General features: G+C 59.7%; 18 protein-coding genes. 6 read left to right on the top strand and 12 right to left on the bottom strand.

Going from position 1 to position 16,140, the window contains the following annotated elements; translation table 11 throughout:
- Positions 1 to 111: 111 nt before the first annotated feature.
- Both AACY08_RS04230 and AACY08_RS04225 read left to right on the top strand, forming a co-directional pair.
- Positions 112 to 1,296 (top strand): osmoprotectant NAGGN system M42 family peptidase, encoded by a 1,185-nt coding sequence (locus tag AACY08_RS04230; protein ID WP_339416483.1) that lies wholly within the window; start codon positions 112 to 114, stop codon positions 1,294 to 1,296.
- Between the two features lie 59 nt (positions 1,297 to 1,355).
- Positions 1,356 to 1,583 (top strand): YheU family protein, encoded by a 228-nt coding sequence (locus AACY08_RS04225; RefSeq protein ID WP_003192759.1) that lies wholly within the window; start codon positions 1,356 to 1,358, stop codon positions 1,581 to 1,583.
- Positions 1,584 to 1,590: 7 nt separating this feature from the next.
- On the opposite strand, the gene csrA is transcribed toward AACY08_RS04225, so the two are convergent.
- Together csrA and AACY08_RS04215 are read right to left on the bottom strand one after the other, a co-directional pair.
- The gene (gene csrA, locus AACY08_RS04220; RefSeq protein ID WP_339468261.1) at positions 1,591 to 1,788 is read right to left on the bottom strand and encodes a carbon storage regulator CsrA; all 198 of its coding nucleotides are present in this window, start codon (positions 1,786 to 1,788) and stop codon (positions 1,591 to 1,593) included.
- 127 nt (positions 1,789 to 1,915) lie between these two features.
- A complete protein-coding gene (locus AACY08_RS04215) occupies positions 1,916 to 2,731 on the bottom strand; it encodes an SDR family oxidoreductase (protein WP_339468260.1) in 816 nt (271 codons plus the stop codon).
- A 327-nt stretch (positions 2,732 to 3,058) separates the two neighbouring features.
- On the opposite strand from AACY08_RS04215, the gene AACY08_RS04210 reads away from it, so the two are divergent.
- Complete coding sequence (locus tag AACY08_RS04210; protein WP_065873322.1) at positions 3,059 to 3,211, top strand: DUF3309 family protein; 153 nt, start codon at positions 3,059 to 3,061, stop codon at positions 3,209 to 3,211.
- Positions 3,212 to 3,278: 67 nt separating this feature from the next.
- On the opposite strand, the gene AACY08_RS04205 is transcribed toward AACY08_RS04210, so the two are convergent.
- The 5 genes from AACY08_RS04205 to AACY08_RS04185 all read right to left on the bottom strand — a co-directional run bounded on the left by AACY08_RS04205 (position 3,279) and on the right by AACY08_RS04185 (position 8,991).
- Positions 3,279 to 5,366, bottom strand: a complete 2,088-nt coding sequence (locus AACY08_RS04205) for an LTA synthase family protein (RefSeq protein ID WP_339468258.1) — start codon at positions 5,364 to 5,366, stop codon at positions 3,279 to 3,281.
- 340 nt (positions 5,367 to 5,706) lie between these two features.
- Entirely contained in the window at positions 5,707 to 5,898 is a 192-nt protein-coding gene (locus tag AACY08_RS04200) for a PLDc N-terminal domain-containing protein (RefSeq protein WP_003172956.1), read from the bottom strand.
- Between the two features lie 67 nt (positions 5,899 to 5,965).
- Positions 5,966 to 6,496 (bottom strand): hypothetical protein, encoded by a 531-nt coding sequence (locus tag AACY08_RS04195; RefSeq protein WP_314561447.1) that lies wholly within the window; start codon positions 6,494 to 6,496, stop codon positions 5,966 to 5,968.
- Positions 6,497 to 6,538: 42 nt separating this feature from the next.
- Entirely contained in the window at positions 6,539 to 7,054 is a 516-nt protein-coding gene (locus AACY08_RS04190) for an ankyrin repeat domain-containing protein (protein ID WP_339468257.1), read from the bottom strand.
- A 110-nt stretch (positions 7,055 to 7,164) separates the two neighbouring features.
- Complete coding sequence (locus AACY08_RS04185; RefSeq protein ID WP_339468255.1) at positions 7,165 to 8,991, bottom strand: long-chain-acyl-CoA synthetase; 1,827 nt, start codon at positions 8,989 to 8,991, stop codon at positions 7,165 to 7,167.
- Between the two features lie 352 nt (positions 8,992 to 9,343).
- On the opposite strand from AACY08_RS04185, the gene AACY08_RS04180 reads away from it, so the two are divergent.
- Positions 9,344 to 9,622: a DUF3509 domain-containing protein gene (locus AACY08_RS04180; RefSeq protein WP_010208870.1), complete on the top strand. Its 279-nt coding sequence runs from the start codon at positions 9,344 to 9,346 to the stop codon at positions 9,620 to 9,622.
- 59 nt (positions 9,623 to 9,681) lie between these two features.
- On the opposite strand, the gene AACY08_RS04175 is transcribed toward AACY08_RS04180, so the two are convergent.
- The 4 genes from AACY08_RS04175 to aroC form a co-directional block, all read right to left on the bottom strand.
- Positions 9,682 to 9,951 (bottom strand): response regulator transcription factor, encoded by a 270-nt coding sequence (locus tag AACY08_RS04175; protein ID WP_339416489.1) that lies wholly within the window; start codon positions 9,949 to 9,951, stop codon positions 9,682 to 9,684.
- 211 nt (positions 9,952 to 10,162) lie between these two features.
- Complete coding sequence (locus AACY08_RS04170) at positions 10,163 to 10,693, bottom strand: 1,2-dihydroxy-3-keto-5-methylthiopentene dioxygenase (RefSeq protein ID WP_339468254.1); 531 nt, start codon at positions 10,691 to 10,693, stop codon at positions 10,163 to 10,165.
- Positions 10,690 to 11,853 carry an MFS transporter gene (locus AACY08_RS04165; RefSeq protein ID WP_339468253.1) on the bottom strand — a complete coding sequence of 388 codons (1,164 nt, stop codon included), beginning with the start codon at positions 11,851 to 11,853 and terminating at the stop codon, positions 10,690 to 10,692. The genes AACY08_RS04170 and AACY08_RS04165 overlap by 4 nt, the downstream gene beginning before the upstream one ends.
- A 64-nt stretch (positions 11,854 to 11,917) precedes the next feature.
- Complete coding sequence (gene aroC, locus AACY08_RS04160) at positions 11,918 to 13,009, bottom strand: chorismate synthase (RefSeq protein WP_339468252.1); 1,092 nt, start codon at positions 13,007 to 13,009, stop codon at positions 11,918 to 11,920.
- 143 nt (positions 13,010 to 13,152) lie between these two features.
- Between aroC and AACY08_RS04155 the strand changes: the two genes are divergently transcribed.
- Positions 13,153 to 14,115: an alpha/beta hydrolase gene (locus tag AACY08_RS04155; RefSeq protein WP_339416496.1), complete on the top strand. Its 963-nt coding sequence runs from the start codon at positions 13,153 to 13,155 to the stop codon at positions 14,113 to 14,115.
- A gap of 99 nt (positions 14,116 to 14,214) precedes the next feature.
- On the top strand, positions 14,215 to 15,021 hold the full coding sequence (locus AACY08_RS04150) for a hypothetical protein (RefSeq protein ID WP_339468251.1): 807 nt from the start codon (positions 14,215 to 14,217) through the stop codon (positions 15,019 to 15,021).
- Between the two features lie 124 nt (positions 15,022 to 15,145).
- Here the strand turns inward: AACY08_RS04150 and prmB are convergent, their stop codons facing one another.
- A complete protein-coding gene (gene prmB, locus AACY08_RS04145; protein WP_339468250.1) occupies positions 15,146 to 16,057 on the bottom strand; it encodes a 50S ribosomal protein L3 N(5)-glutamine methyltransferase in 912 nt (303 codons plus the stop codon).
- Positions 16,058 to 16,140: the final 83 nt, after the last annotated feature.

Raw genomic sequence — 16,140 nt, 5'->3', positions numbered from 1 at the left:
TTAGCTTCAAGCTTCAAGCGAAATCAACAGCCTTACACCACACCGAACTTGCAGCTTGCAGCTTGCAGCTTGCAGCTTGCAGCTAATAGCTTGCAACTAAAGGACCCCTTTATGCCCCAAACCATCCCCGAACCGGATCTCGCTTACCTGCAAAAAGTGCTGCTGGAAATGCTCGCCATCCCCAGCCCCACAGGGTTTACCGACACCATCGTGCGCTACGTCGCCGAGCGCCTGGAAGAACTGGGCATTCCGTTTGAAATGACGCGGCGCGGCACTATTCGCGCCACCCTCAAGGGCCAGAAGAACAGCCCAGACCGTGCGGTGTCCGCACACTTGGACACCATCGGTGCCGCCGTACGCGCGATCAAGGACAACGGCCGCCTGAGCCTGGCGCCGGTGGGCTGCTGGTCGAGCCGATTTGCCGAAGGCAGCCGCGTCAGCCTGTTTACCGATAACGGTGTGATCCGTGGCAGCGTGCTGCCGTTGATGGCCTCCGGGCACGCGTTCAACACCGCCGTGGACGAAATGCCGGTGAGCTGGGACCACGTGGAGCTGCGCCTGGACGCCTACTGCGCGACCCGCGCCGATTGCGATTCCCTGGGGGTCGGCATCGGTGACTACGTGGCCTTCGACCCGCTGCCCGAATTTACCGAAAGTGGGCACATCAGCGCCCGACACCTTGACGACAAGGCTGGCGTCGCTGCCCTGCTCGCCGCGCTCAAGGCGATTGTCGACAGCGGCGAGCCGTTGCTGATCGACTGCCACCCACTCTTCACTATTACCGAGGAGACCGGCAGCGGCGCAGCGGCCGCCCTGCCCTGGGATGTCAGTGAGTTCGTCGGCATCGATATTGCCCCCGTCGCCCCCGGCCAGCATTCCAGTGAACATGCGGTGAGCGTGGCGATGCAGGATTCGGGTGGACCGTATGACTATCACCTGTCGCGGCATTTGCTGCGCCTGGCGTCTGACAACGAGTTGCCGGTGCGCCGCGACCTGTTCCGCTACTACTTCAGCGATGCACACTCGGCCGTGACCGCCGGCCATGATATCCGCACCGCGTTGCTGGCGTTTGGCTGCGACGCGACTCACGGCTACGAACGCACCCATATCGATAGCCTCGCGGCGCTGAGCCGCCTGCTGGGCGCGTATATTCTCAGCCCGCCCGTATTCGCCAGCGACGCACAACCGGCCCAGGGTTCACTGGATCGGTTCAGTCATCAGATTGAACACGATGCACAAATGGAGAGCGACACGCGGGTGCCATCGGTGGAGAGCCTGGTGGGCAACAAGCCCTGAGACTGGCAACTCCGGTCCCGGCGCAGTAGCATCGCCGGGATCCATCACCCGAGGCTTGTATGCTGATTCCCTACGACGCTCTTGAAGTCGACACCCTGACCCGCCTCATCGAAGACTTCGTCACCCGTGACGGCACCGACAATGGCGACGACACGCCCCTGGAGACCCGCGTATTGCGCGTGCGCCAGGCGCTGACCAAGGGCCAGGCGCTGATCGTGTTCGACCCCGAGAGCGAACAATGCCAGTTGATGCTCAAGCACGACGTGCCCAAGCATCTATTCGACTGAAAATGCGCTAAGGGTTGGGGGCCGCGTTCAGCTCAGCGGCTTGGCGTTCGAGGATTTTCTGGTACACCTCCGCGCGATGAACATGCACCCCGGCCGGCGCTGCAACACCGAACTTCACCTGGTTACCGTTCAACTCGAGGATGTGTACGGCGATGTCATCGCCAATGGAGATGACTTCGCCTACGGCGCGGCTTAAGACCAGCATGGCGGTTGTCCTTTTAGAATGACAGGACCTCGACCATGCGCGCTGGCTGTGGGGCCATCAATGCCTTGCGGTGAAATCAGGCACTCCCTACATACGCAGGTAACTTGCCTGACAGACTGCCACCTGATCAGCCTTTAACCGCCTGCGCTTTGGCACGCATCTTGTCGGCCATGGTCGTCATCTCGTCATAGAGCAACTGCGGGTTCTTCTGCTTCAACGCCCACGCCATCCGCCCTTGCTCATGGGGCAGGATCATGAATTCGCCTGCTGCGACGCGCTCATAAATGTAATCGGCAATGTCTGCCGCCGAAATCGGCGAGCTCTCAAGCAGTTTGCCCACTTGGGCCTTCATCGCCGGGGTCGGCCCGCGGAACGAGTCGAGCAGGTTGGTCTGGAAGAACGACGGGCAGACCACGTGCACGCCGACTTTCTGCTGCTTTAGCTCCACCAGCAGACTTTCCGACAGCGCCACCACGCCGGCCTTGGCCACGTTGTAGTTGCTCATGGCCGGGCCCTGCATCAATGCCGCCATAGACGCGATGTTGATGATGCGGCCCTTGCTCTTTTCCAGCAGGGGCAGGAACGCCTTGCAGCCCTTGACCACGCCCATCAGGTTGATTGCTATTTGCCAGTCCCAGTCTTCCAGGGACAGTTCGGCGAAGAACCCACCCGAAGCCACGCCTGCATTGTTGACGATCACATCGATGCCACCCAGTTTCACCTCGCAAGCCTGGGCAAATGCGGTGAGCTGGCTGTAATCGCGCACGTCACAGCGTTGCACAAAACCGTCGCCGCCCGCCTCGCGCACGCGCTTGAGGGTTTCCTGCAAGCCCGGCTCGCTGACGTCAGACAAGGCCAATTGCCAACCTTCGCGGGCCCAGCGCAGAGCGATTTCGCGACCCAGGCCAGACCCGGCGCCAGTGATCATCATGCGATTTTGCATAGGAGGTAGCCTTGTGGTTCACGGAAGAAGTGACCGGCAGTGTAGCGAAGGTTTTCCCCACACCCACCCACCATCAGAGTGATGAATGCCCTTGGCAAACCGGCGGCTGGGTCGGATATTTTCCTATTGCCTAAGTTCAATATTTTTCAACTAGCAAAGTGGATTTGCGAACGCATTAAAAGAAATAAGCGAGTGCACGAAATGCTTTAAAAAATACTGAATTTTTCGCGAGGGGCAATAGTCGGAGTTGTTAAGGCGTCCGTAAGTTAGCTGTCGGGCCTATCGTTAAATAACCGGTCTTTGCAGAAAGCCAATAAGGAAAAAACCATGAGCCTCATTCTGATCATTATCCTGATCCTCCTGCTGGTCGGTGGTCTGCCAGTGTTCCCTCACTCGCGTAACTGGGGTTACGGCCCGTCGGGTATCCTCGGGGTGGTATTGGTAGTGCTGCTGGTGTTGATGTTGCTTGGCCGGATATAAAGTCCTGGTAGCAAAAAACAGCAAAAAAAGAGGCCTTGAAAAAGGCCTCTTTTTTATTGCCGGTTAATTAGTCCGGCTTGCCGTCAGCCACACCAGCGGTGTTATCCAACAGGCTCTTGGTCGCCGTCTGTAGGAACGACTCAAGTTTCTGCCTCAATGCCCCCTCGTCCGGCGATTCAGGAATCACTTTACCGGTCGGGTTGGCGCCCAGCTCATATTCCCAGAGCTTGGGTGGCATTTCCTTCGGCAACACCAGAATGCGATCGCCGGTAACCAGCGCCACTGTCTGATCGCTGCCCGACGGTTTGATCACGCCGAAGCCTTTATCGCCTTCCGGCAGGTTCAGCAGGTCGCGCCCCCAGCACTGGTGCAAGGTTTCGCCACCCAGGCGGCCCATGATGGTCGGCACGATGTCGATCTGGGTGCCCACGGTGTGGTCACGCTCGCCGAACTTCTCCTGTATGCCCGGTGCGATCATCAGCATCGGCACGTTAAAGCGACCCAGGTCCATTTCGGTGATCTGCTGTTCGTTGCCAAAGCCGTGGTCGCCGACAATCACGAACAAGGTTTCCTTGAAATACGGCTCCTTACGCGCCTTTTCAAAGAACTGGCCCAACGCCCAGTCGGAGTAGCGCATCGCCGTCAAATGCTCGTCGAGGCTGCCACGACCCGTGACCTTCTCGACCGGCAATGGCGTCGGCAAGGCATACGGCGTGTGGTTGGACAAGGTTTGCAGCAAGGCATAGAACGGCTTGCCGCCTTCGCGGGCTTTCAGCTCTTCCAGGCCACGGTTGAACATGTCCTGATCGGACACGCCCCAGGTCGGGTCGGAGAACACCGGGTCGACGAAGTCGTTGCGACCAATGAAGTGGGTCATGCCCTGGTTGCTGAAGAAGCCCGATTGGTTATCCCAGGCGAAGTCACCGTTGTAGACATACACGTCGTCAAATTTGCGTGCGCTGAGCAACTGCGGCAGGCCCGACAGCTTGTGGCTGCCTTCCGGGGTCTGCATCAGGTATTCGAACGCCGGCAGGTTGGGGAAACACGCCATGGTGGCGAACATCCCCTGGTGAGTGTGAGTGCCGTTGGAGAAGAAGCGGTCGAACAACAGGCCTTCCTTGGACAGTTTGTCGAAGTACGGCGTGATGTTACCCGGACGACCCAGGGCGCCGACCGAGTGACCGGCGAAGCTTTCCATCAGAATCACGACGACGTTCTTGATCGGCAGGGTTTTCTCTGCCGGTGGGGTGAACTCGCGGCGCACAGCGGCGGTGTCGGTATCCACCAGTTTTTCCGTCGGCAGCACCAGCATGTCGCGCACAGTCTGGGTCGCCAACGGCTGTTCCAGCGTCGCCTTCCAAGTGTTGTCACGATGCTCGGAGAACCGTGCCTTGGCCGCGCCGACCAGCGACAACGTGCCATTCAGGCCCAGTTGGTTGGCGAAGTTCGAGTCGGTGGTGTAGACGTCACCCCAACGCAGTGGCGCGCCTTGGCGCAGGGTGCCACGCGCGGCGATGACAGCGACCAACAGGCAGACCACGAACACCGCAATACGCGTGTACCACGGCGCTACTTGGCGAGTGCCGATGCTGCCACCGCTGAACGGCCCGCGTGGGCGCGTTGCACGGTCGGCGCCTTTGAAGGCGATGCTCAGGATCAGCGTGCCCACGGCCCAGGCCAGCAGGTAACGCACCACCGGGAAACCGTACCAGAGCATGCTCATCACGGTTTTCGGGTCTTCCTTCACGTACTGGAACACCAGGCCGTTGAGGCGCTGGTGGAACTCGCGATAGAAGTCCATTTCCATCAGGCCCAGGAACAGGGCGATGCTGGACGCCACGGTCAGCCAGAAACGGAAGAACCCGCGAGCAGCCATCGCCCGTACGCTGAACAACGCCAGCAGCAATGGGATGATCAGGTAAACCACCAGGCGCAGGTCCAGGCGCAGGCCGTTGGCGAACGCTTCAAGGAAGGTCGAGGCCGGCGTGTCGAGGATCATCTCGCGGTTGTACACAAGCAGCGCCAGGCGCAGCAGGGAGAACATCACCATCATGACCAGTGCGCAGAGCAGCGTGTATGCCAGATGGGATTTGACGGTCGGTTGCAGCAGGCGACTTGAAGCTCGCTGCTGATTCAGGGCGTCCGGGTTTGCCATGTCGTTTGAGGACCCATTGGAAGTTTAAGTTGCGAAATATTGCTGCGGCATCCTGCCCACGCCCAAGCGTGTAGGAACGGGGGGGTAAGCGCGTTGGCGCAAATGGTGCCCGATGAATGCCATCAACGCTATTGATTACTGAGGAAAAACACTTCTTTGTAGGGCTTTCGCTGGCCGGCGACAGAGCCGTCCTACAAGGAAATAGAACGAAGGGAATTGTCCGGAAGGCTGTGTGAAAATTCTGTGTAGCGAATATTTCGACACAAAGAAATGTGGGAGGGGGATTGCCCCCCTCCCACATTGACTACAGCCACTCAATGTTGAGTGGGCAGTTTTACAGTCATATCCGCACGTTGCCACGCGGCCCGGCGATTGCCCAAATGATCAAGCCCAGCACCGGCAACAACAGGATCAGCAAAATCCACAGCACCTTGGCGCCCGTGCTGGCACCGCTTTTGAACACATTGATGATCGCCCAGATATCCAGCGCCAGGATGATCAGCCCGATCAGGCCATTGAAAGTCGAACCCATGGTGTCGCTCCTAAGTGAGGGCATGCACTTGTAGGATAGTCAGCACTGGCCGGGGTTCCGTTCTATTTCAGACGTGCACAGCGATCTTCAGCGCTTCCAGGGACGGCTCGCCCTTGATACCGACTTCGGCGCACAACGCCAGCACACGCGGCAGGTCGTTGCCGTAGACCAGCACGGCCTGGATCTCGTCGTCCAACAGTTGGCTGAAGTTGAGCAACACGTAGCCGCCATCTTCCGGGCTGAGGGCACTCATCTGGATCTGGATGCGGTTCAGTGCAGTCAGGTCTTCGGTCTTGGCCAGTTGCTTGGGCTTGAGGTTGAACGCCACGCCTGGGCCGAACGAAGCGACGATCTGTGCGAACAGGTCGCCGTAGGTGTCGGCCTGGAACAACACGGTGTCCGGCAGGCTGCCGACGACGATCCATTCACCCAAAGGAATCGGGAAGGTATCGTCGTAGTTGATATCCGGGTTGGCCGCCAAAAACGCCGCCGGGTCCGCGTAGGCCTGGGCCGCTTCATCGGCGATACGCGCCACTTCGTCCTCGCCCATGACGCCGGCGCTGATTTTGCTGATGAGTTCGACGAGGGCGGTTTTCATGGGCATGGTCCTGTAGCGGGCTGGTTTTTGAGGGCGCGTAGCCTACACCAGTTTCTGCAACTGCGCCGCCGTATCCACGGCGCCCATGGTCTGCGCCGCCGCCAACGCCGTCGCGCCCTGGGCATCAGTCGCCTTGGGGTTGGCGCCCTGGCCGAGCAGGTAGTCGACCATCTCCACGCGGTTGAACATTGCCGCCATCATCAAGGCGGTACGGCCGTCCGAGGAGGAGGCATCCACTGGCGAGCCACCTTCGATCAGCGCCTGTACTACCGGCAAGGTGCCCTTGAACGCAGCCCCGGCGATCGGCAACTGGTTTTTGTCATTGGCGATCAGCGGGTCAGCCTTGAACTCCAGCAGGACTTTTACCGCCTCGGCATGGCCGTGGTACGCCGCGAGCATCAACAGGGTGTCGCCGTTATGGTTACGAAAATTGGGTGGCAAGCCTTTGGCCAGAAGCGCGGCGAGCATAGCGGCGTCGCCTTTGCGGGCGACGTCAAAGACCTGCTCGGCAAATTCGGCGGCTTCATCATCGGTCATTTGTTTGGGTTGATCTGACATGTGGGGCTCCTTGTCCTGATACTGAATAGGCGCCAGTGTCGCGAGGGAGTTCCCACCTGTCATGGCTTTTTTGTCAAAAGGCGCCATAGGCAGAATCAATAACGCTACGGTTAATAACGGAAGTGGCCGGCCTGGATCTGCGCCAACAATGGCCCCGTCACCGGTACATAGCAGTCCGAACCCGGCAGCCAGGCGTAGACCGGATCATTGCCTGCCTTGTCCGGGTCGAACGCCTCCTGCTTGAGCCGCACCTTCTGGTATTTGAAGGTGCCGGTGGTTTCCATCTTCACCTTGACCCGCAGGAACAACGGCACCGCATAGTGCGGCAACTGGTCATGGGCGAACTGCAGCAACTCGCGCATGTCCAGGGCGGCCAGGGACTCGCTCGGGGTGATGGCAACCATGCCGGCACGGCCGTTGGTGTTTTCGATTTCCACACCATAGGCCACGACCTCGGCGATCTGCGGATGTTGCAACAGGACATTCTCAACTTCAGTGGTGGAGACGTTTTCGCCCTTCCAGCGATAGGTATCCCCCATACGGTCGACGAATTGCGCATGGCCAAAGCCAATGCTGCGCACCAGATCGCCGGTATTGAAGTAGCGGTCGCCCTTCTCGAATACATCGGTGAGGACCACCTTTCGGTTCTTTTCCGGGTCGGTGTAGCCATCATAAGGCGACTTTTCATCGATCCTGGCCAGCAATAATCCCTGCCCACCTGTCTTCACTTTGTGCATGAAACCATCGCTGCCGCGTAGGGGCTCACCCGTATCGTGGGTGTAGTCCACCAGCGCCCAGTGCTGCAGGCAAAAGCCGACGGTATTGTCGAAATTCAAGACGTTGGTGAAGCCGATATTGCCGTCGCTGGCGGCATACAACTCGCACACATGATCGACGCCGTAACGCGCCTTGAACTGCTCCCACACGCCAGGACGCAGGCCATTGCCGACCATCTTGGTCACGCGGTGATCACCATCGTTTTCGCTGGCTGGCTGGTCGAGCAGGTAACGGCACAATTCACCGACATAACCGAGGGTGGTCGCCTTGAATCTACGCGCGTCGTCCCAGAACTGGCTGGCACTGAATTTACGCCGGATGGCAAACCCCGACGCTCCGACAATCGCCGAGCCCCAGCACACGCACAGGCCGGTGGCGTGATAGAGCGGCAGCGTGCAATAAAGGACGTCGTCCGGGCCCATGTCCAAGGCAATGCAGCCGAAGCTGACGGCGGTCTTGGTCCAGCGGCCGTGCTTCATGATGCCGGCCTTGGGCAAGCCCGTGGTGCCGGAGGTGTAGATATAAAAGCAGGGATCGTTGAAGAAAACCTGCGCAGTGCTGGCCGGGTTAGTCGCCGGCCGCTCGGCGCTGGCAGCGATCAGGTCGATGTAACCTTGCGGCACGGTGCCGCCGTGTTGCTCGGCGACGAACCACGTGCGTTTTGCCTCGATCGCCACCTCATTACGCACGACTTCGTAGGCGGCCACCAATTCTGCCCCCACCACAATCGCCACGGGGTTCACCAGGTTAAGGCTGTGCACCAGCGCCGCTTGGGTTTGCGCCGTATTGAGCATGGCGCAGATGCCGCCCAGCTTGGCCACGGCCAACACGTTAAGCAGCAGTTCGGGACGGTTTTCGATAAACATCGCGACTACATCACCCTTGCCGATGCCATGGGCCTGCAGATGATGGGCAATGCGGTTGGCGTGTTGGTTGGCTTCGGTGTAGCTGAGGACGCGGTCGGCGTACAACAAGGCGGCGCCATCCGGGTTACGCAAGGCGGCTTGTTCAAAGTGCCAGCCCAGGCCGCAGGGTTGCTGGGGGTCTGTGACATTGGCGGCACGCATGCCGCGTACCACGCGGGGGAGCGCACAAACAATGGCAGGCACCTTACGCAGCATCATGCCCCAAGTGATCATGTCGTTTTGCGGATGGCTCATGGGAACGTCCTTTTTCTTATTCTTCGTAAACCTTGCAGGAAAGTACGTCAGCCCCTCTTCGGCTGTACACGCAGGATTTGAAAAGTTTTGTATCCCGATGAGCGACCGCGGAAAAATGGAATTTAGCGACGCAGAGGCAGTCTTTAAAACTGATGGGGCGCCTGTTCAGGCCTGAGGAACAACGCAAAATGCAGGATGCATGACGGCCATCCATGCAAATTGCACGAAACTGAAATTCCTGATTTTTCGCAAATAACTGATTTATAACGATATTTTTATAAATCAGTAGCTGGCACAATCACTGCACCTATCACTCCATGCTTGCCAACTTGAGCCAACGGAGCTGATAGACATGAGCCTGATCCAAGATAAATTCGCTTCAGTATTCTCCAACTACGACGTCACCACTCAGCCACGTCCTGACGGCGGCATCCTGTTGACCCTGCGTAACAGCGAAGGCAAACAGGTGAAACGCTCGATCTCCTACCAGCAGTTGCACACTGCCGACCAATTGACCTGGGTGATCAGCGCCATTCGCCGCGACCTCGCCGAACAAGCCAGCGACCTGCCGCAGATTTCGATGCTGCAGAGCCAAAACCGCTTTGCCCTGCCGACGTACCACTCGGCTTAAGGCTCAGACAAAGCAAAGGGCCGCGACACTGTTGAGTGTCGCGGCCCTTTTTTATGCCTTCAGCAAAGCCCCTGACGCGCGGCCTCATTCATTGCCTGCACGCGGTTGGTCACTTCCAACTTGCCGTAGATATTGCGCAAGTGGAATTTTACCGTGGCTTCTGACGTGGCGCGTATCTTACTGATCTCCCACACAGTCTTGCCTTCCGAGGCCCAGCGCAATATTTCCAATTCTGTCGGGGTCAGCGACTTGCCCGCCAGGTTAATGCGTCGCCTGGCAGCATTGGGTACCGAATACGGCGGTAGAAACGATTCCCTCGGGCCTCTCATTGCGTTCTCTCCATTTTATTGGTCGACGTCCTATCACCCTTCGGATTCCTCCTATTGACAGGTGATATAAACGCTAATACCAGAGAGAGTTACATAAGGAATGGTATTAAGGCGCAGGCCCGAAAATAAACAGCAAGCCCCTACAGAAGGTTAAGTTTCTTCCCACAGAAACTTCCACCATACGGGGATTGAAGTTTCTGATAGGCCGTAATTAATCGTCCAAACCGGGAAAGCGCCGGGCAATATCGTCACCTGTGAATTCAGGTACCCACCCTTTCGCCGTATTGAACAACCGCAACGCTACGAAGTGCGGGTTCTCACCCATGTCAAACCAGTGCGCAATACCGGCGGGAATCACCAGCAGGTCGTTTTTCTCACAACGCACGGCGTACACGTAGTCGCCAATGTGCAGGGCGAACAGGCCCTGGCCAGCAATGAAAAAACGCCCATCGTCTTCACTGTAACGGCGCTCGTCCAAAAACTGTGCACGCCGTTCAGATTTTTGCGCGTGATCGCCGGTAACGCGCAGCACTTCTACAGAGCCGTAGCCGAGAGCATCGATCTGCGTCTGATACGCCGCGATCAGTTCGGCATCGCTGGCGCCCTGCTCAATCGGGCTCGGCTGCCAGCGGTCAAAGCGCACGCCATGCTCGGCCAGAGTCGCGGCGATGTCATCGAAATGGGTCAAGACCTTGTTCGGAGTGTCCGGTGTAGCGGCGGAGTAGACAGCGACGTAGCTCATTGAAGGGTTCCTTGGTTCTGCTCTTGCATTCGAAGACCGATGATAACGGCGGCGGCCAGGGCGGCGACGCTGGCGATGCTGAAGGTTAGGGTCGGCCCCAACAGGTTCCAACTGTAGCCCGAATACAGCGCGCCCAGCGCACCGCCGGTACCGGCCAGGGCGGCATACAGTGCCTGGCCCTGGCCTTGTTGTTTGTCGCCAAAACTGCGCTGCACAAAGGCAATCGCTGCCGCGTGAAAGCTGCCGAAGGTGGCGGCGTGCATCACCTGCGCCAGCAACAGCACCCAGAAAAACTCGGCAAACGAACCCAACAGCAGCCAGCGCAGTGCCGCCAGCAGGAAACTGGCGAGCAATACCCGGCGTACCGAAAAGCGCGAGAGGATACGGCTCATGGCGAGGAACATCAGCACTTCCGCCACGACACCCAAAGCCCACAACAGGCCGATCACACCGCGGCTGTAACCCAGGTGTTCGAGGTGCAGGGTGAGAAAGGTGGAGTACGGGCCGTGGCTCATTTGCATCAACGCCACACAGGCGTAAAACGCCAAGACGCCCGGGCTGCGCAATTGTTTCAGGAACCCCTCGCCTGCCAGGCGACTACCCTGGGTCGCCGGCTGCGCGTTCGGCACCCACAGGCTGGCGCCGATGATGCCGGCCATGATCACCACAACCACCATCGGGTAGATGTCCAGGCTCAGCCAGTCGAACAGGCGACCCATGATCACCACGGTGAGGATAAAACCAATGGAGCCCCAGAGGCGGATCTGGCTATAGCGAGAGGTTTTTTTGCGCAGGTGCGCGAGGGTGATCACTTCAAACTGCGGCAGCACTGCGTGCCAGAAGAACGCATGCAGCGCCATCACCAGGGCCAGCCAGGCGTAGGTATGACTGACGAAGATCAGCGAAAAACTCGCCAGGGTGCACACCGCGCCAACGCGCACGATGGCCAGGCGCTGGCCGGTGTAGTCACCCAGCCAGCCCCACAGGTTGGGCGCCACGCAGCGCATCAGCATGGGGATGGCTACCAGCTCGCCGATGCGCGCGCTGGAGAACCCGAGGTGATTGAAATACAGCGCCAGGAACGGCGCGGTGGCGCCCAGGAGGGCGAAGTAGAACAGGTAGAAGCTGGAGAGGCGCCAGTATGGTAGGGCTTTGTTCATAGTGTTATAGAGGGCTGCTTCGCAGCCCTGAGCGACGATTCGACAAGCTCGCTCACTACAACTGTCACAGCTGGCCCAGTACCGGGGTGGTTACGTGGACGTCAGCATTTTGACCCCGGTTGCGCAGCAGGTGGTCCATCAACACGATGGCCATCATCGCTTCGGCAATCGGCGTAGCGCGGATGCCGACGCAGGGGTCGTGGCGGCCCTTGGTGATCACGTCAACCGGGTTGCCGTGCACATCAATCGAACGGCCCGCTGTGGTGATGCTTGAGGTCGCCTTGAGCGCCAGGTGCGCAACGATCGGCTGGCCGGAGGATATACCGCCGAGGATGCCGCCCGCGTTGTTGCTGAGAAAACCTTGCGGGGTCAGCTCGTCGCGATGCTCGGTGCCGCGCTGGGACACGCACGCGAAGCCGGCGCCGATTTCCACGCCTTTGACGGCGTTGATGCTCATCAGCGCGTGGGCCAGTTCGGCGTCGAGGCGGTCGAAGATCGGTTCGCCCAGGCCCGGTTTAACGCCTTCGGCAACCACGGTGATCTTGGCGCCGACCGAATCCTGGTCGCGGCGCAACTGGTCCATGTAGGCTTCCAGTTCCGGCACCTTGTCCGGGTCGGGGCTGAAGAAAGCGTTTTCTTCCACGCTGTCCCAGGTCTTGAACGGAGTTTCAATCGGGCCCAACTGGCTCATGTAGCCGCGGATCACGATGCCCTGGGTCGCCAGGTATTTCTTGGCAATGGCGCCGGCAGCCACACGCATGGCGGTTTCGCGGGCCGAGCTGCGGCCACCGCCACGGTAGTCGCGTTCGCCGTATTTGTGGTGGTAGGTGTAATCGGCGTGGGCCGGGCGGAACAGGTCCTTGATCGCCGAGTAGTCCTTGGACTTCTGGTCGGTGTTGCGGATCAGCAAGCCGATGGAGCAGCCGGTGGTACGCCCTTCGAACACGCCGGAAAGAATCTCGACTTCGTCGGGCTCCTGGCGCTGGGTGGTGTGGCGGCTGGTGCCGGGTTTGCGACGATCGAGGTCACGCTGCAGGTCTGCCACGGACAGCTCGAGGCCAGGCGGGCAGCCGTCGACAATGGCGACCAACGCCGGGCCATGGCTTTCGCCCGCGGTGGTGACAGTGAACAACTTGCCGAAGGTATTGCCGGACATGCAGGGCGCTCCGTGAAATCAGTCGAATCAAGTCAACTGTAATAACTTAAGGCCGCCAGTATACGCAGGCCAACCGACTAGTTCATCCTCGAAACCTTACCGGTAGACCTTGGTCCAACCGGCACCTCTCTGATGATGGCGCGATGATGCTGCGAGTTCTACTGTTGACCCTCACCCTGTTTTCCAGCCTTGGCTTTGCCGCCTCTCCCATTGTGTTGCAACGCCCAATAAGCCTGGACACCGGTAGCGGCGAGCTGTTTGGCTCACTCCTACTGCCCAAATCCGACGAGCCAGTACCGGTGGTGCTGATCATTGCCGGCTCCGGCCCCACCGACCGCAACGGCAACAGTGCCGACGGGGCGCGCAACGACAGCCTCAAGCGCCTGGCCTGGGTGCTGGCGCGGCATAACATCGCCAGCGTGCGCTACGACAAGCGTGGCGTGGCCGCCAGCCTGGCCGCCACGCCGGATGAGCGCAACCTGACCCTGGACGCTTACGTCGCGGACGCCGTGGCCTGGGGCAAACTGCTCAAAGCCGACAAACGCATGGGCCCGCTGATTGTGCTCGGCCACAGTGAAGGCGCCCTGGTAGCAGCCCTCGCCGCGCCGCAACTGGACCCCGCCGGGGTGATTTCCCTGTCCGGCAGCGCACGCCCGGTTGATCAGGTGATCCGCCAACAGTTGGCCGATCACCTGCCGCCTGCCCTGCTGCTGCGCAGCAATCAAATCCTCGATCACCTCAAGGCCGGCCAAGTGGATATGGATGTGCCTGGCCCACTGGAAGGCATTTTCCGACCCAGTGTGCAGCCGTATCTGATCAGTTTGTTTCGCGCCGACCCGTCGGCCGCCTTCGCAAAGCTGCGCATGCCAGCGCTGATCATCCAGGGCACCAACGACATCCAGGTCGGAGTGGGCGATGCCCAGCAACTGAAAAAGGCCAAGCCAGACGCTCAGCTTGCGGTGATCGGGGGCATGAACCACGTGATGCGCATCGTGCCCAACGACGTGAAACAGCAATTGGCCTCCTACAACGACCCGCAATTGCCCCTCGCCGCAGAGCTGGGCAGTCGTCTGGTGCGCTTTATCGACGGACTTCAACCCCATTAAGCGGCAATTTGCCTCCAGTCTTGGAAAAAACGGCCGATAAGCCCAGGGTCGACAGTAAACAGACTGTCGGTTTGCTGGGCTTGGACAGGATCGCGCCGCATGACAACCACTGAAGCAACACCGGAACCTACCGCCGAAACCCCGGCTGAAAAAACCGAGGCCGTCGACGCGGCGACCCTGCCATGGGCGGATGTTCAGGCCGAGCATTTCAAGATGCTGCGCCTGGCGCCCTTGGCCACCGACCGGGCCACGGGCGTGCGGCCATTGCGGTTCGTGCAATTCGGTTATGCCGAGCGCAATGACAAGCACCACAGCCTGCTGCGCATGGTCATCCAACTGCCGGGCCAGCGCGTGCGCCGTGAGCAGAATCACCTAGATATCTGGGTCGACCACGACAAGCACCGCGTGCATTTCGGCCCGGGCACCAGCCTGGAAATCGAACCGGCCAACCGCGGTATTGGCCGCTTCCTCGTCGCCCAAGCCGCCGCGTGGGCGAAGAAGAAGTGGTCGCACTATCGCGTCGACGGCGTGGACCTGTCCAACAAGGACGCATTGAACGAAGCGACACGCCTGCGCCGCGATCACTTCTTGCGCATCCAGGGTTTTGATGTGGCCTACGCCGATGTGCAGCACCTCAAAGGCAATGTGCAACCGGGCAAGGTCAGCGACGTGCTGGACAGCTGGAACACCGAGAAGGTGCAGTTCGTGGAGATTCTTGAAGCGGCGCAGATGCTGCAACAGGCCGAGCAGAATCTGATGGAACACGAAGTGAAGCTGCGCAAGGAAGAGGAAAAAGTCACCAAGTTCAAGCGTGAGGACAGCGGGTTGCGCTTTACCATCACGTGCCTGGTGGCGTTTACGGTGTTTCAGGCGGGGTTGTTGATCTGGATTGCGACACACCGCTGACAGCCGCTGAAATGCGGTCAAACATGTGGGAGCTGGCTTGCCTGCGATAGCGGTGTGTCAGTTTCCACTGCTATCGCAGGCAAGCCAGCTCCCACATTGACCGCGTTTCTATCTTGCGATTAGGTTAAACGCGGGCGACAAACACTGCCTGATGCTGGCGGCACTGCTCCGCCGTCAACATAAACACCCCATGCCCACCGCGCTGGAAATCCAGCCAGGCAAAATCCACTTCCGGGTACAGCGCTTCGACGTGGACCTGGCTGTTGCCCACTTCAACCATCAGCAAACCCTTCTCGGTCAAGTGGTCCGCCGCCTCGGCCAGCATACGCCGCACGAGATTCAAGCCATCATCGCCGCACGCCAAGCCCAGCTCCGGCTCGTGCTGGTATTCGTCAGGCATGTCGGCAAAGTCTTCGGCATCCACGTACGGCGGGTTGGACACGATCAAGTCAAAGCGCTGGCCCGGCAGGCCGTCGAAACCGTCGCCCTGTACGGTATACACGCGCTCATCGACGCCATGACGCTCGATGTTCTGGTTAGCCACTTCCAGGGCTTCGAAGGACAAGTCCCCCAGCACCACCTCGGCGTCCTGGAACTCGTAGGCACAGGCGATGCCGATGCAGCCGGAGCCGGTGCACAGGTCTAGGATGCGTGCCGGTGGCTGGGCCAGCCAAGGCGCGAAGCGGTTTTCAATCAGCTCGCCGATCGGCGAACGCGGGATCAGCACACGCTCATCGACGATAAATGACATGCCACAGAACCAGGCCTCGCCAATCAGATAAGGTGTCGGCACGCGTTCGTGGATCCGGCGGTGCAGCAACCGTTGCAGGTGCGCGACTTCCTCTTCTTCCAGGTTGCAATCCAGGTAACTGTCGGCAATTTCCCATGGCAGGTGCAAGGCGCCGAGCACCAGTTGCCGGGCATCGTCCCAGGCGTTGTCGGTGCCATGGCCAAAAAACAGGTCTTCCCCATGAAAACGGCTGACAGCCCAACGGATATGGTCGCGCAAGGTGCGCAGGCGGGAAGAAGTGGTCACGGGGGCAAGCTCCTGGAAAAAACGACTGGCGATTCTAACAGCCTTAGCCCCTGCCGACGATGTACGAACACCCGTCGCCACAC

This window comes from Pseudomonas sp. EL_65y_Pfl1_R83 (assembly GCF_963970695.1).
In the GTDB taxonomy this organism is placed as follows: domain Bacteria; phylum Pseudomonadota; class Gammaproteobacteria; order Pseudomonadales; family Pseudomonadaceae; genus Aquipseudomonas; species Aquipseudomonas tritici.
Note: the sequence above shows the minus strand (reverse complement) of the source record. Positions and strands in the feature narration are given on the sequence as shown.

Excerpts from the sequence above, each read along its gene's own strand:
- AACY08_RS04230 (WP_339416483.1), top strand. The coding sequence starts at position 112 with ATGCCCCAAACCATCCCCGAACCGGATCTCGCTTACCTGCAAAAAGTG.
- AACY08_RS04225 (WP_003192759.1), top strand. The coding sequence starts at position 1,356 with ATGCTGATTCCCTACGACGCTCTTGAAGTCGACACCCTGACCCGCCTC.
- csrA (WP_339468261.1), bottom strand. The coding sequence starts at position 1,788 with ATGCTGGTCTTAAGCCGCGCCGTAGGCGAAGTCATCTCCATTGGCGAT.
- AACY08_RS04215 (WP_339468260.1), bottom strand. The coding sequence starts at position 2,731 with ATGCAAAATCGCATGATGATCACTGGCGCCGGGTCTGGCCTGGGTCGC.
- AACY08_RS04210 (WP_065873322.1), top strand. The coding sequence starts at position 3,059 with ATGAGCCTCATTCTGATCATTATCCTGATCCTCCTGCTGGTCGGTGGT.
- AACY08_RS04205 (WP_339468258.1), bottom strand. The coding sequence starts at position 5,366 with ATGGCAAACCCGGACGCCCTGAATCAGCAGCGAGCTTCAAGTCGCCTG.
- AACY08_RS04200 (WP_003172956.1), bottom strand. The coding sequence starts at position 5,898 with ATGGGTTCGACTTTCAATGGCCTGATCGGGCTGATCATCCTGGCGCTG.
- AACY08_RS04195 (WP_314561447.1), bottom strand. The coding sequence starts at position 6,496 with ATGAAAACCGCCCTCGTCGAACTCATCAGCAAAATCAGCGCCGGCGTC.
- AACY08_RS04190 (WP_339468257.1), bottom strand. The coding sequence starts at position 7,054 with ATGTCAGATCAACCCAAACAAATGACCGATGATGAAGCCGCCGAATTT.
- AACY08_RS04185 (WP_339468255.1), bottom strand. The coding sequence starts at position 8,991 with ATGAGCCATCCGCAAAACGACATGATCACTTGGGGCATGATGCTGCGT.
- AACY08_RS04180 (WP_010208870.1), top strand. The coding sequence starts at position 9,344 with ATGAGCCTGATCCAAGATAAATTCGCTTCAGTATTCTCCAACTACGAC.
- AACY08_RS04175 (WP_339416489.1), bottom strand. The coding sequence starts at position 9,951 with ATGAGAGGCCCGAGGGAATCGTTTCTACCGCCGTATTCGGTACCCAAT.
- AACY08_RS04170 (WP_339468254.1), bottom strand. The coding sequence starts at position 10,693 with ATGAGCTACGTCGCTGTCTACTCCGCCGCTACACCGGACACTCCGAAC.
- AACY08_RS04165 (WP_339468253.1), bottom strand. The coding sequence starts at position 11,853 with ATGAACAAAGCCCTACCATACTGGCGCCTCTCCAGCTTCTACCTGTTC.
- aroC (WP_339468252.1), bottom strand. The coding sequence starts at position 13,009 with ATGTCCGGCAATACCTTCGGCAAGTTGTTCACTGTCACCACCGCGGGC.
- AACY08_RS04155 (WP_339416496.1), top strand. The coding sequence starts at position 13,153 with ATGATGCTGCGAGTTCTACTGTTGACCCTCACCCTGTTTTCCAGCCTT.
- AACY08_RS04150 (WP_339468251.1), top strand. The coding sequence starts at position 14,215 with ATGACAACCACTGAAGCAACACCGGAACCTACCGCCGAAACCCCGGCT.